Below are 14,573 nucleotides of genomic sequence, written 5' to 3'. Positions count from 1 at the left end.
TTATTTTTCTTTTCGATCTGCTTTATATTTCTTAAGAGCTAAACGGTACTCAGCTAAGATAACTTTTACGTCATCAACCATTACATTATTTAAATCCGCAACAGAACTAGTATCATATCCATAGACCTCTAACTCATTTTTCTCTTGATTCTCTTCTCTACCCCTTAGATTTACATTCTTATCTATAATAAAAACAAAATTAGAAGCATTTTTTTGATTGAGTTTATAAGGCGTCTGAAGTCCTTTAAACAAGCGTTGTACACTCTCAGGTGTTCCGAAAACAAATTTCCAACCGGATACATCAGTAATGTCATCTAACTCTTCTAAAAGATCTTTTACTGCATTCTCGCTACCATATGGCAATGCCATTACTAATTGAAAATCCCTGAATTCGCGATTTTTATTATAAATCTTTTGATTTAAATTAAAAACATTTCCTTTTTTATCCTGAATATCTTCACCAAAAAAACCTAATATTGTAATCTTATCTTCTAATGTAATTTGTTCTCCTGTAAGGCTTTCAAAATCGTCCAAATTTCCTATAGACTCTTTTAACACAGGAAGTTTAGAAAAATTATCAACTGCTGAAGCAAAAAACAGATACATCACTATTGGTAGTATAAACAGTATTCCAAGAACTAAAAATTTTTTCATTAAATCGTTTACTTTACTTCGATTACAAAAATAAAAAAGACGGCTGAAAACAACCGTCTTTTACTATCTTTTATTATGCTTTTAACTTAAAAACACAAACGGATTTTAAATTAAAAGTCCCAGCTTTTGTGTCCAGCTTTAAATACTTCATAAATATAATCACCTTCTGTTAATAATATAAATATTAAATAACTGATAAGGAATACTGCTGTCCATACTACTGCTCTACGCAAACCTTTAGTTTCACCTTCCATATGCATAAAAGACCAAGTAATATAATACGCCTTATATATAGTAAGAATTATAAAAATCCAATTAAGTAATTTCATACTAATTACTGTAGTCTCTATCAAAAATGCGGGTTTAATAATACCCAAAATTACTTCTACTATCGTAACTACAGATAATAAAATAAATACTTTCCAGATTTTAGCCGTATTCGATTCGTGATGTGCTGTATCGTGTGCCATAATATCTATTATAAATTCTTTTAATTATTAAACTAGGTAGAAGAACGTAAATACGAATACCCAAACTAAATCTACAAAGTGCCAATAAAGCCCTACTTTTTCGACCATTTCATAGTTCTTCCTTCTCTCGTATGTTCCCAAAATCACATTGAAAAATATGATGATATTAATTACAACACCTGATAATACGTGAAATCCATGAAATCCAGTAATAAAGAAAAAGAAGTTAGCAAATAGAGGTGTTCCGTACTCGTTATGAACTAGGTTAGCTCCTTCTACGATACCAACAGCATCCGTATTCAATCTTCGTAAAGATTCTTCTCTAGATAATATTGTTTTTTCTCCTTTTTCAGTAAGTATCTGCGTTCTTATAAGAAGATCACTTCTTTTAGAAAACCCTTCTCTGATCTCATCAACAGTATATGTAGGTAGTGTACCTTCCTTATCATACCAAACACCCAATTTACTTTCATGCTGAAGCCTTTCTTTGTGATTATCCACTACAGCAATATCATGCAATGCCACTCTATGACCATCTTTATCAACAAATTGTAGTATTTGACCACCCTTTGTTTCGACAGCACCATATTCTCCTTTAATGAAATTTTTCCACTCCCACGCCTGTGAACCAACAAAAATAGCTCCTCCGATAATAGTAAGGAACATATATAGTATTACTTTCTTTTGTTTCATTTGATGGCCAGCATCAACGGCTAACACCATAGTTACAGAAGAAAATATCAATATAAATGTCATCAATGCAACATAGTACATTGGTGCATCTACACCATGAAGAAACGGAAAGTGATTAAACACTTCATCCGCTATTGGCCATGAATCAATAAATTTAAATCTTGAAAAACCGTAAGCAGCAAGAAACCCAGAGAATGTAAGCGCATCAGACAGGATAAAAAACCACATCATCATCTTACCATAACTCGCCTTGAGTGGTTGATTGCCTCCGCCCCAAGTTTTACCTTCTGTACCTGTATTAGTAACAGCTGTTTCCATATAAAGAATTTGGTATTGTTAAATTTTCCACAAAAGTAATCAATTTTATTATCTCACGAAATATAAAAATAAAAAGAGATAAACCCACAAAACATCTACGAAATGCCAATACATAGCACCCAGTTCTAAACCAAGGGTTTGCCCTCTTTTATACTTTTGTTTAAAATGATTATAAATTACGACTAAAAGTACTAGTAGCCCAACAATTACGTGAACTATATGTAATACTACAATGATATACAAAAAAGTTGGAACAATATTCGCAGAGGGCCCTGTAAAATAATAACCCTGTGACATAATATCTTCAAAGCCTTGAAACTGCATAAAAACAAACAGCACTCCTAAACCAAATGTAGCTAACAATAAGAATGTTGCTAAACCTCGGTTTTCATTATCAATAGCCTTTTTGGAAAGAAAAAAGGATATACTACTAGCTATAATTACCAATACACTTAAAATAAAAGCATTTGGAAAAACTAAGTCTGTTAACCAATCTTCTCTTGTTTTACTTACTACATAAGCACTGGTAAGACCAGCAAATGTCATGGTCATGCTAATCATAGCAAACCACATCATGGTCTTTTTTGCTCTTTTTTGTTTTTCGCTTGTTGTTCCTTGGGTTAAATCCATGCACGAATAAATTTATCTGCTACATATATAATCTGTAACAATGTAATATAAGACACACTAGCTAACATTAATTGTTTTGCTGTCTTAGCATCTTTGACTTTATATAAACGAATTGCATATCGCAATAAAAAAGCTCCTAATATTAGTATCAAAACTCCAGAAACAGGAGTAATATATAATTTACCAGTAACACCAAACACTGGTATTAGTGAAGTTACTACTGTCCAAACAGTATATATAACAATCTGCGTTGCTGTACTTTTATCCTTTTTACCGGTAGGCAACATAAAGAAACCTCCTTTTTTATAATCATCAAACAAGAACCAACCTATTGCCCAAAAATGAGGGAATTGCCAAAAAAATTGTATCATAAACAAGGTGCCAGGTTCTATTCCAAAATCATTAGTAGCTGCAACCCAACCTAACATAAACGGAATAGCACCAGGAATAGCGCCTATAAATACAGACAACGGCGTTTTCGTTTTTAACGGTGTATATAGACTTACATAAATAAATATAGAAATCGCACCAAACATTGCTGTTTGAGGATTAATAAAATACAGCACGGAAATACCAGAAATAGTAAAAACCGCTGCTATAATAAATGCGGTATTAACAGACATTCTTCCAGATGGAATAGGCCTATTTTTGGTCCTATCCATTAAAACATCTAAATCTCTCTCTATAATTTGATTAAAGGCATTAGAGGCTCCAACCATAAAATATCCTCCTATTGATAAAAGCAGCAGTGTACTCCAAGAAATAGTATCTACTCCTAAAAGATAACCAGCTACAGAAGAGAACACTACACTTAATGCCAAACGCATTTTAGTGATCTCTTTAAAATCCTGAATAACAGAAACTTTGGCAGTATCGACTTGGGTTATACTCAAATTTTGCACGTTAACTAAATGTCTTTTTAAAAAAGTTGTGCAAAGATATGCCTTAAATGGATTATAGACAACTTATAACTATTTATAATTCACCTTTTAACAACTGTTTTATCTTAATACAGTCATTTAACCTTAATTAAAAGACTAATTATGAAGCATGATTAACTTTTAGAAAAAATACACTTTTAAAGAAAACCCATCTATCCAAGACAAATGGGTTTTTAAAACTTAATTTTGAATTTTAAATGTAATTGGTAAAATATATTTAACCTTAACAGGCTCTTTTCCTATCTTCCCAGGTCTCATATTCGAGAATTTTTTCACTACTCTTCTTGCTTCTTTTTCTAAAGCCGGGTGTGGCGCTCTAACCATAACCTCATTTATAACACCATCTTTATCCACTTGAAACTGAACGTGAATCCTTTGCAAACCCTTAAGACCATAAATTGCTCCTAGATCAGCATTAAATTTTTTTGAAACGATTCGTTTAATTTTACCAGAAAGACAAGATATTCTTTCATCATTAGTACTTAAACCTTCACATCCTGGGTAAATAGGCGCTATTGCAACTTTATCAATGTCATAAATAACTTCCTCTTTATCAACTACATCAGAAATAGAATCAACCGGAACTTCTTTAGAGTTTGAATCACCTCCTTCTTCGATTAGTGCTTTTTTAAACTTTTGCAAAACAATATCATCATCGACCTTTTTTAGCTTTGTCCAATCCGGCTCCTTTATCGTTTTTGTTTTAACTACAATCTTTTTCTTAGTCTTTTCTTCAACCTTAAAAACATCCATTGTAAAACTTACATCTTCCTTTTCGTTAGAGGCAACATCAGGAGGATCTACAACAGAAATAGAAGTATATGTCTGGAACATCACATAAGTGAATAATAGGCTTGCTATAAGCCCAATTTGAAAGTTTACCAATGTACTTTTTCGTACATTCGCATCATGCTTGTTACTCATACTATTTAGTTTTAACGTTACAATTAAAATCTGGATCAACAAGCATACCAAAAAAGAATCCCGTTTACGATTATCGTAACGGGATTCTCATATTATATATCAACTATACTTAATCCTGAATCTTAAATACTATAGGCAATTGATATTTTACCGTCACTGGTGTTTGACGTTGTTTTCCAGGAGTCATTGTTGGAAATAAACGAATTACTCTCTCTGCTTCTTTTTTTAGTTTTGGATGTGGGGCTCTTACTTGTATATTCTGAATCGTACCATCTGCTGCCACATCAAATAAAGCATATATTCTCTGCACTCCACTAAGTCCATAATCACTTCCTATACCCGTATTAAATTTTCTAGAAATGATTTTACTAATCTTCTCAGAAAAACAGGCTGCTTTTTCTTTATTCGTTTTTAAGCGTTCACAACCAGGAAAAATAGGCACATCCTCTACTACTGAAAAAGGTACATTCTCAGGAATTTCCTCCTCTTCCTTATCGTCTATTGCATCCGGATTAAATGAAGCTGTCTCCTCAGGCTCTTCATTCTTAAACTCTTCTGTTACATCGTCTAAAGTCACATCATCTTCTACAACTTCAAAATCCGTTGGATCTGGAATAGGCACAGGCTTCTTTTGTGCGACCACTTTTTGCTCTGGCTCTTGATAAACCTCAAAAGCTCCATCCCAAACAAATGACTCATCTTCTAAAACTACTTCTTTATCTGAAGCTTTATTGATAGGCTGCGAGGTGTACACCTCAAACATCACATAAGTGAATAATAGACTTGCTACAAGTCCAATCTGAAAGTTTACCAATGTACCCTTTCGCACATTAGCATCATGCTTGTTACTCATATTATTTAGTTTTAACGTTACAGTTAATTCTAAACACAACAAGCATACCAAAAAAAGAATCCCCTTTGTAATAATTACAAAGGGGATCTAATATTTTAAAAAAGTACTTTACTTAATCCTGAACCTGGAAAACAATCGGTAAAGAATACAGTACACCTACTGCTTTACCTCTTTGCTTACCTGGCGTCATTTTAGGTAACATTTTTATAACTCTTTGAGCTTCTTTTTCTAATCTTGGGTGTGGTCCTCTCGCTTGAACACCAACAATCTTACCAGTTCTATCAATTTTAAAACGAACATATATTCTGTTCACTCCCGAAAGACCTAGTTCACTCCCTAATTCTGTATTAAATTTACGGTTAACAAATTTCTTAACCTTATCACTCATACATTTCTTCTTTGCAGTATTACCAGCTTCTTTTTCACAACCTGGAAAAACTGGTACGTTTTCAATTACAGCAAAAGGAACGTCCGCAATTTCTTCTTCCTCTTCAACATCTTCTACTTCTTCTACCTCAACAATCTCTTCTTCCTGATTAGTTTCCGTAGATTCTATAATAGTTTCCTCTACCTCTTCTTCATCTTCAACAACATCAATAATTTCTGGTGCTGGTGGTGGAGGTGGTGGAGGTGGTGGAGTATTTAAATTTTGAGTAATAGGAACTTCCTCTTCCTCTAATTCATCAAGGTTAACTTGACCTATGTCGATATTACTTCTATCATAGGTTTTCCACTCTATACTTTGCCAAGTGACAAACAAAACTAAAATTAGTCCCAATTGTAAAAATAAGGCACTTTTTTTGGTCAAATCTGCTTTCGGATTTTTCTTCGGTTCCATACTACAATGTTATTATATGATTGCTAAAATAGCTAATTTCTTTTGTAATTTCCAATTAAACGTAAAAATGTAAACCTAAAAATCCATTTTTTAACTTTTAAGCACACATCATATCTACTTCATAAAACGTGTAAAATGCCACAAAATCAATATTTACGACACTTTCATCCTAAAGCTAACTAATTTATTTTTAAGCACTACCATTACTATTACTGCCAAAATAATGCCAGAAGTATTTGCTAAAACATCATTCCAATCAGAATTTCTGTAGCTTGTTAATACAGCTTGAAAAAATTCCATTAACAATCCAAACAGGAATCCAAAAATAGCTGATAACCATAAACTCTTTGAAAAACTCATTGGTTGCTTTCTTGAAAAAAAGAAAGGTAAAAACCAAACAATTGCAAATACAAAATATGCTAAAAAGTGTCCGATTTTATCGCTTCCTTCAACCTTAATATCAATTGGAATAAAAACTTTTGCTAAAGATAACCAAGTTATCACACAGGTATACAATACCGCTAGCACAAGCAAATATCTACGCACCGATAAGCTCTTTGTACCCATCAGCAGATAAAAGATCATCTATTTGAGATGCGTCTGCTATTTTAATTTTTACCATCCAACCATCACCATATGGATCATTATTAACTAATTCAGGATCGCTCTCTAAAGTCTCATTGAATTCTGTGATTTCTCCTGTTAATGGTAGAAATAAGTCTGAAACTGTTTTAACAGCTTCTACTGTTCCAAAAACTTCTTCTTGTTCCAGCTCTTCACCAACTGTCTCAACTTCTACATAAACGATATCACCTAATTCACCTTGTGCAAAATCAGTAATCCCTACTGTAGCTATATCTCCATCAATCTTGATCCATTCGTGATCTTTTGTATATTTTAATTCTGAAGGAATATTCATCCGAAATAGTATTTATATGTTGTTATTATTTTGAAGACGAAAATAAATTTATTTTATCAAATTTTAGAAAAACAGCTTTAAAATTTATAAAAATTTAATTATTCACTGATTGAATAGAAAAAAAGCAACAAATCTTTTCTAATATATTACAATCCATCCTTATTAGTTTCCAAAATTATACCTTAATGTAAAACCTCCTCTAATTGTAGTTTGCGGGAAAGCTGTAGAAATTGAATACTTAGAAAAAGTATGATCATAAAACAGTAACGCTGTTAAGTTTTTACTTAATGCGTAGTCTGTAGTAAACTTAATACCATATATATCCTGTCCCGCAGTAACTTGCGTATTATCTATATCTAAATATCTAATTATCGTTTCATTCTGACGCAATGATAAATCAGCTCTAAAATTAAGATCACTTTTTAAAGTAGTCTTTTTCCCAGCAATCTTAGTAACAAAAGTTAGATCTTGCACCCTATACCCAAGACCTATAATATATTCATTACCCTGAATCTCCGTAAGTAAATTATTATCAAAACTTAGTGAAAGCGCTCGATCTTTTTTCCATTCGGCAAGAATTTTTATAGAATTTTTCATTTCCATATCTAGCCTAATCAATGGACTAAATTGCTCCGTAAGATTAACATTAGCATATAATTCAGGATTCTTAAAATTATCTCCTTGATCTAATTCATCTGGATTATTAGGATTAAATTCTAGGTTTGTCTGAAATTGATTAATCGTATAATTAGCGCGATATCCGTGTGCCATTGAGAACCTCTTGAAACGTTTTTTAAACCATTTTAAGTTCATCAAACCAGTATATTTAATATCCCAATTAGGTAGAGGAACATCTCGGAATGCTCCTTTCTGAACATTTTGAGGATCTGCTCCTGTATACGCTGCTAGGAACGCAGGCAAAAGAACCGCTTGATTCGTAGGACCTAGACCAACCGGAAAATTATTTCCAGTTCCTGGATCTATTCCTCTTTCCAGCGCTAAACGCCTTGCTATAATGAGCCTATTTTCTCGAAACTTATCGAAAGTTTCTGAGTTAAATTCGTCGCTTTTCTTAAAAGCAGTCCCAATTAACAAAGTGGAAACAGTATAGTTACCAAAAGTATTACCCGTTAAAGACGAATATGGATTATCTAAATTTATATTCCCATCAAAATTATCCTCTACATCTAAATTAACTCTATAATTCTCCGTATATGTTTCGGAATAATTTCTATTAGCACTAATATCAATCTTAAGATCCTTAAGTAAGTCTACTGAAGCCTGTATATTTAGTTGCCTACCTTCTACTTCACGATATTGTTGGTTAAAATCCTGATACAAAGTCAACCAACCATTTCTTGCAGCTAAATCCCTTATCTCTGCTTGACTACCAAATGTAAAACCAACCGTAGGTTTTAAAGTTCCAACAAATCCTGGTTCCCGAATATAACCTGGCAAGAAAATACCGTTATCCTGTTGATAATTAATATTAACTTTCTTAACCGCAGTCACCAGACCTATTGCAGTATTAAGCACTTTATCTCCTATAGTAAGTTTACTAGATTTCTTTTTAGTTCTTTTCTTGGAATCAGCTAAAGCCGGTTTAGCAGTATCTTTACCATCAGCTTCTTTTGATTGCTTCTTTTTCTTTGCTCTATTCCTTCCAGGTTTCTTCTTGGTTAAACCAACATATTTATACAAGGTTCCCATATCTAAAGAACCATTTACAGTATGAATATTTGCATTCTGTATTGTATTACCCAAATCAGGTATCCCATCCAGATTCTTCAGAGCTTCACTTCCTTTAGTCCATTGAAAATCTGCAGAATAAGAATATGTTGTCCTCAAGAATTTTAACAGTGGAATTTTATTAAAAGGAATCTCATAATTAACCTGCAACTGTTGGCTATGGAAGTTAGGATCACCAACATCAAACAAACCACTCCAAACACCTATGGAGTCATCCACATTACCTTCATCATCAATAAAGTTCTTTACAATTCTATTATTCGCCGAATTGAAACTAAAATTAAGCGATTTTGTTAAATTGTAATTAATCCCATATTGCCAATCAAACAAGAAATTACGTTGAGTAAGTGCAGGCAACCTTAAATCATTTGGGCCTAGTGTTATATCTCTAAACACTTGCTCATTAAATTGCCTAGTAATATTAGAATTAACAGAAATACTTGTTGGTAATAGATTAAAATTAAAATCCTTAATTAAATCAAAATACTTACTCCTACCTAAAAATTTTATCTTTTTAAAGGGTTCAACTTCTTTAGGCTGAAAACTAAAATCATATGTTCCACCTAAACGAACACTCTGATCTAATGAATTTTCTATTTCAAAATCATGATGATCAGTTTGATTGTATGTCCCCGAAAAAGCCAAATTTTCTACATCATAAGGCATAGGTTTACTATCACCAGTTCTATCCTTTCGAAGCCCAATTACGTTAAAACTCTGTCTTTTGGTATAATTAACAGATTGCCTTCTTATACGCTCTTTTTCTTCAGGATCTGTCTCATTATCCAGTCTATCCTGTAATTCTAAATCCAGAAATTCCGGATCATATTGTGGCGTGATAAGCTCTTCTCCTCTACTATAGTTAAAAGGCACTTGTAACCCCCATTTCTTCGGCAATAGTTGACCTAAATTTACATTCGTAGTAAGGTCATATTGCTTAACATCTTCGATACTTCGTTCATTTGGCCCTTGTTCTATACCGCCAAAACCTATTGTACTAATCCTACCAGAAGCACTTACCGTAGCAAAATCTGCAATATTAGCATCCATACTTCCTACAGCTGCCCAACCACCTCTATTCTTAAGATCACTTAGACGCATTTCGTTAAACCAAACAGAACCAGATTCATTTGTATTACTAGCATTCTTAACACCAACCATCATCACCTGGATATCTCCAAAATTCGGATTTCCTTTGATCCCAACTCTTAGATTATTTGGGCCATTAAAAAAATTAAGGTTTGTACTACTTAAGGAGCCATCTCCTATTACTGTTGCTTTTACTTCTTGCAAAAACTCTAAAGGTAAATTTAGTCTATTAGCCTCAGGCCAGACTTCATCTGGAACTCTAGTAGCTATGTCTGAAACTTGAAGTGGTAATTCTATCTGATAAAAGTTATTTGTAAAATCATTCCCCATCCTTACAAAGGCAACTAACTCGTCATTTGTCAATGAAGATTGTCCTGGAAGATTTTCTGCATGTAAGAATAATTCAAGGTTTTCATATTGACGCATGTCTACATTAAAATTTTTGTAAACACCCCTAGAATCATCTGTTTGAAGATCATTAACTGTTAACGCTAAGGATCTTTCATCTTCCCGTATTGTGGTATTATTATTTATCAACTCTTCCCTTCTTACTCCAGGAGGAGTTACGTAATTAGGAGTTTCTTCTTCACTAACTGAAGTCACTAACACTTCATTATCTCCAAAAATATTTAATCCACTTGTAGGATCATTTGTAACATTTCCAAGCTGGACGTACCTTCTATAATCTCCTCGAACAAGATCCATTGTCGCGAATCTTAATATTACTGGCTCATCAAAACCAGTAACAACCATTCTCATAAATCTAATAGATCTAAAATCACTTATATTTCTTGCGTTTGTTGGTTCATAAATAGGGACTTTAAAACGAAGCCATCTATATCCATGATTCTGACCATTTAAGATAGTTCTGTTTCCTTCTCTAATATCAGTAACAAATCCTGTACCTCCATCAGCACCAACATCCATACCAGGAAAGATTGGTATTTCGTACTCAAAATAACTATCTATTGTATTCATGGTATTATCACGATTCACATCCTCTGCAGTTGGAAAAGTGGTATTCCCCCGATCTTCATTAGAAACACTTGTTGGGGAGTTCCCTTGTGTACCATTATAATCGTTATAACGCTGAACGATATCTCCTTCTGCCTGTAAAAAATATCTATAATTATCATTTGCTGGATCAATAGGATCGAAATTTGGAAAAGAAGCTCCTTCTTCAGTATCACTTAACCCATCATATCCTGCATCTTGATTTACTCTTGCCTGACCTTCTGAATCAAACGCATAGATCAAAGATTGATTAATTGGAACTTTACCGAAATCCGTAGGAGAAGTATCAGTATCTGTGCCATCCGCAGGAAGTCCATTTTCGTACTGCTTCCTACCATCTTTTAAAACATCCTCACTAATATTACCTAGGTTAAAAACAATCGTACCGCCTGTTGCATTTGTCAATGGAGCACCTCCACCTCCTGGATCAAAAAATGGATCCATTAACCAAAATTCGATAAACTCTACATTTGATTGCTCAAAATTAGTAGATGTCAATTGACGAGTTATTCCTGCAAAATTATCTTCAGGATTTGGCAAAACATTATCAGCAGCAGCCAGATCATTATAATTATAAGGGCCACGCTCTGATGGTCTATAATGAAGATCTAAAGGAAACAACGACAATGTCTGTCCAGGTGGTCTATCTGTATCAGGAAAAATTTCATCTAGAAATACCCTTCTTGCTGGGTTAAATTCCTCATCCTCATCAGAAATACCACTAGGCTTGTCATTCGTATAAAAAATAGGATCAACTGTATACCAAGATAAATCTGCCCTTCTAAATCCTGATTCAATTCCATCTAGAACAGCATCACTACTTCTAGAATCAAAACCAATTGGCACACTAGATAATTCCCAAGATAATGCAGAACTCACATCAATTTGTGTCTGCGCTCCTTCAAAATCATCTATATAAGTCGTTACTTTCCCTCCAAAATCCGCACCTTTGGGAGCACCAGCAATCAAATAAGCACCTTCTGCTCTAACAGAAACATTAGAAGGTACATCTGTATCTATATTAGGTAACTTATTAACCATCCTAGTTAGGAATGGAACTTCCGTAGAGTAATTAACATTAAAACCTAACAAGGTATTGTTTATAGGTTCAAAGTCGTAACTAGATTTCTGAGTAATCGGCCTTTCATTAAGATTTAAATAGGTTCCACCAAGAATAAAATTATCACTGAATTTATGCTCTATATTAACTCCTGTAAAACGTTTAGTTTGCTGTCCAAACACAGCATTATTTTCAGTAGAAACCTGAATTGGAGTATTAGAAGCCAATAGAGCTTCATCTAATATATTAACCCTACCTAATTGATAGTTTACAGTATAATCGACTCCTTCTTGTAGCGTTCTTCCACCTGCAGTAACCGTAACAGATCCCTGCGGAACATTAAATGCTCCTAAAGGTATTCCATCTTGCCCAGAGGATTTATACCTACCTTTTAGTTGAAAATATTTATTTTCGGCAGCTTGTTGATCTGCTATTACTTTTGTCTCTGTATATAATTCTCTAAATACATATTTACTTTGATTTCCATTATAATTTAATGGATTATTATAATCATCAGGGTTAGTAATTCCGTCATTATCTAATTTATTAAAAAGATGCTGTCCGAAAGGTTCTACGGTTGTAAAAATCACTCTTCCATTTTCTGGATCAATGGTTAATCCAGGAACATAATCAAAGAAACCATCTCCCGAACCATCAGCTCCCTGCACTGGGTCATTATTAGGATTTAACCTATCCATATTAAAAACACTCAACAACCTTGTCTCCGCAACATCATCAGGAAGCACTGTTGTTGCACCCTCTGCCTGTGTAATATAATTCACTGGAGACGGATTGGTATACACTATATTTAATCTAAAATCTTCTGAATTTAATCTAAAAGCTCCTGTACTATAGATGTTCTTCATCATTAGATCCCAAATCGGAAGATCTACATTAGTTATAGGACTTTTTAGCATTTTCACTACCAAACTATTACTAGAACCTGCTTCAATACCAGTACCTGAATCATCTCCGATAGTAGCATCCACACCATCATTTGCGAACTCCCCTACCTGAAACACTTCTCCTCCAACGGTGTATTGAAAAGCAACAGCGAGAACTTCGTCGTTATTTAATTTTTGATTTAAAGATATATACCCCAATTGTGTATTTAGCGTATACTCGCTTTGATTTAATTGTCGCGCATTTTCTAAAACCGCATAATCAAATCCCTCGTTAAATCCTGAGATTGCACCTGTAAAACCTTGTTGCACAGTTGGTATCTGACGAACAGCATCCGTAATAGGTCCTCCAGGACCTATTGCAGAAGGATCTAAATCATTATTTCCATTATCAGGAAAAGATCCTGCTGGCTGATTAAACAAAGAAACTGGTATTGTAAAATTACCCGTATCAGGAGATTCTCCTAAATCCTGAATTGCAACAATATTTCTCGCATCTGTTAGCGTTTGTGCACTCGTAGCTCTATTCGTTAACCAAACCTCTATCCTAGTAATTTGAATATTATTATTAATAAAAGGATAATTAGTTAAAGCTTGATCATAAGTATCTCTAAAATAATGAGATAAAAAGTAGTGCCTATTATCATCATACTCTAAAGCAAAAATTTCAAAATCTTCTACGGTTCCTCCTCCCTGAACATTCACGGATCTTGTTTCTGACCTTTGTTCAGAATATACAGCAGTAACACTAGTTTTACCAAACTGCAATCCAAGTTTTGCTCCAAAAAGACTCTGAGATCCTTGAATTAATGAGTTATTAATTGGCATTGTAACATTACCAATTTCGATACTTCTTATGATATCATCTTCCGTAGGAGTATATTCTAACTTTATTTGATTTTGAAAATCAAAGGTTGATTCTGTATCGTAATTTGCGGTAATCTGCAATCTTTTTCCAACTTTACCCAACAAACTAAGACTAATTCTTTGATCAAAATCAAACGTAAAATTACTTCTGTTTCTTGGTGAAAACGCTGGATTATCTTGTTTTGTATACAAAATTCCCAAATCCATTTCAACAGATCCCTGGGGTATTATCTCAATTTCATTTCCACCGAAAATCGATTCAAAAAAGTTTGAGTTTACATAAAAAATAGGGAGAAGATTTTTACGCTTCTCTTCGCTCCCGTCTGTTTTTCCACTAAAAGCGCTTATTTTTTCTTTAAAGTAATCTCTTCTTTGTTCTTGTTCAACTAGAGCTTCAAATTCTTCTGGAGTAAGAAATAAAGGATACCTAACATTAAACGACCCTAACATTTCACGATATATATAGCGATTTGTTATTGGATCATATTCATACTTGGCAACTATACTATTAGGATCTGGTAAGGAAATTTCTCCTAAAGAAAATGTAGTACTTGTGGAATCTCTTACTGTTTCATTCTCTTGACCGAAAAGTACTCCCCCATATAGTGCGATTAAACAAACTAGTCTTTTCAAAAATTTAAAATATAAGGAA

At 33.5% G+C, this 14,573-nt stretch carries 11 protein-coding genes; all 11 read right to left on the bottom strand.

The genetic code is table 11. The annotated features are described in order from the left end of the window. On the bottom strand, positions 1 to 654 hold the full coding sequence (locus D1815_RS19505; protein WP_027393457.1) for a hypothetical protein: 654 nt from the start codon (positions 652 to 654) through the stop codon (positions 1 to 3). A gap of 110 nt (positions 655 to 764) precedes the next feature. Next, a complete protein-coding gene (locus D1815_RS19500; RefSeq protein ID WP_027393456.1) occupies positions 765 to 1,124 on the bottom strand; it encodes a cytochrome C oxidase subunit IV family protein in 360 nt (119 codons plus the stop codon). Between the two features lie 27 nt (positions 1,125 to 1,151). Then, on the bottom strand, positions 1,152 to 2,135 hold the full coding sequence (locus D1815_RS19495) for a cytochrome c oxidase subunit 3 (RefSeq protein ID WP_118388961.1): 984 nt from the start codon (positions 2,133 to 2,135) through the stop codon (positions 1,152 to 1,154). 48 nt (positions 2,136 to 2,183) lie between these two features. Continuing rightward, a complete protein-coding gene (locus D1815_RS19490; RefSeq protein WP_118388960.1) occupies positions 2,184 to 2,765 on the bottom strand; it encodes a cytochrome c oxidase subunit 3 in 582 nt (193 codons plus the stop codon). Next, positions 2,756 to 3,658, bottom strand: a complete 903-nt coding sequence (cyoE, locus tag D1815_RS19485) for a heme o synthase (RefSeq protein WP_118390079.1) — start codon at positions 3,656 to 3,658, stop codon at positions 2,756 to 2,758. Before cyoE ends, D1815_RS19490 begins: the two co-directional genes overlap by 10 nt. A gap of 228 nt (positions 3,659 to 3,886) precedes the next feature. After that, positions 3,887 to 4,630 (bottom strand): energy transducer TonB, encoded by a 744-nt coding sequence (locus tag D1815_RS19480; protein ID WP_118388959.1) that lies wholly within the window; start codon positions 4,628 to 4,630, stop codon positions 3,887 to 3,889. A gap of 109 nt (positions 4,631 to 4,739) precedes the next feature. Next, positions 4,740 to 5,483: an energy transducer TonB gene (locus D1815_RS19475; protein WP_118388958.1), complete on the bottom strand. Its 744-nt coding sequence runs from the start codon at positions 5,481 to 5,483 to the stop codon at positions 4,740 to 4,742. Between the two features lie 112 nt (positions 5,484 to 5,595). After that, positions 5,596 to 6,321, bottom strand: coding sequence for an energy transducer TonB (locus D1815_RS19470; protein WP_027393450.1), 726 nt, complete (start codon positions 6,319 to 6,321; stop codon positions 5,596 to 5,598). 153 nt (positions 6,322 to 6,474) lie between these two features. Then, positions 6,475 to 6,867 (bottom strand): VanZ family protein, encoded by a 393-nt coding sequence (locus tag D1815_RS19465; RefSeq protein ID WP_158594405.1) that lies wholly within the window; start codon positions 6,865 to 6,867, stop codon positions 6,475 to 6,477. Continuing rightward, positions 6,860 to 7,240 (bottom strand): glycine cleavage system protein GcvH, encoded by a 381-nt coding sequence (gene gcvH / locus D1815_RS19460; RefSeq protein WP_027393449.1) that lies wholly within the window; start codon positions 7,238 to 7,240, stop codon positions 6,860 to 6,862. Before gcvH ends, D1815_RS19465 begins: the two co-directional genes overlap by 8 nt. A gap of 162 nt (positions 7,241 to 7,402) precedes the next feature. Then, positions 7,403 to 14,554 carry a cell surface protein SprA gene (gene sprA / locus D1815_RS19455; protein ID WP_118390077.1) on the bottom strand — a complete coding sequence of 2,384 codons (7,152 nt, stop codon included), beginning with the start codon at positions 14,552 to 14,554 and terminating at the stop codon, positions 7,403 to 7,405. Between the last annotated feature and the right edge of the window lie 19 nt (positions 14,555 to 14,573).

The organism is Aquimarina sp. AD1, assembly GCF_003443695.1.
GTDB classification, from domain to species: Bacteria; Bacteroidota; Bacteroidia; order Flavobacteriales; family Flavobacteriaceae; genus Aquimarina; species Aquimarina latercula.
Note: the sequence above shows the minus strand (reverse complement) of the source record. Positions and strands in the feature narration are given on the sequence as shown.

What these genes read in the sequence shown, in the direction of transcription:
- D1815_RS19505 (WP_027393457.1), bottom strand. Translation starts at nt 654, where the DNA reads ATGAAAAAATTTTTAGTTCTTGGAATACTGTTTATACTACCAATAGTG.
- D1815_RS19500 (WP_027393456.1), bottom strand. Translation starts at nt 1,124, where the DNA reads ATGGCACACGATACAGCACATCACGAATCGAATACGGCTAAAATCTGG.
- D1815_RS19495 (WP_118388961.1), bottom strand. Translation starts at nt 2,135, where the DNA reads ATGGAAACAGCTGTTACTAATACAGGTACAGAAGGTAAAACTTGGGGC.
- D1815_RS19490 (WP_118388960.1), bottom strand. Translation starts at nt 2,765, where the DNA reads ATGGATTTAACCCAAGGAACAACAAGCGAAAAACAAAAAAGAGCAAAA.
- D1815_RS19480 (WP_118388959.1), bottom strand. Translation starts at nt 4,630, where the DNA reads ATGAGTAACAAGCATGATGCGAATGTACGAAAAAGTACATTGGTAAAC.
- D1815_RS19475 (WP_118388958.1), bottom strand. Translation starts at nt 5,483, where the DNA reads ATGAGTAACAAGCATGATGCTAATGTGCGAAAGGGTACATTGGTAAAC.
- D1815_RS19470 (WP_027393450.1), bottom strand. Translation starts at nt 6,321, where the DNA reads ATGGAACCGAAGAAAAATCCGAAAGCAGATTTGACCAAAAAAAGTGCC.
- gcvH (WP_027393449.1), bottom strand. Translation starts at nt 7,240, where the DNA reads ATGAATATTCCTTCAGAATTAAAATATACAAAAGATCACGAATGGATC.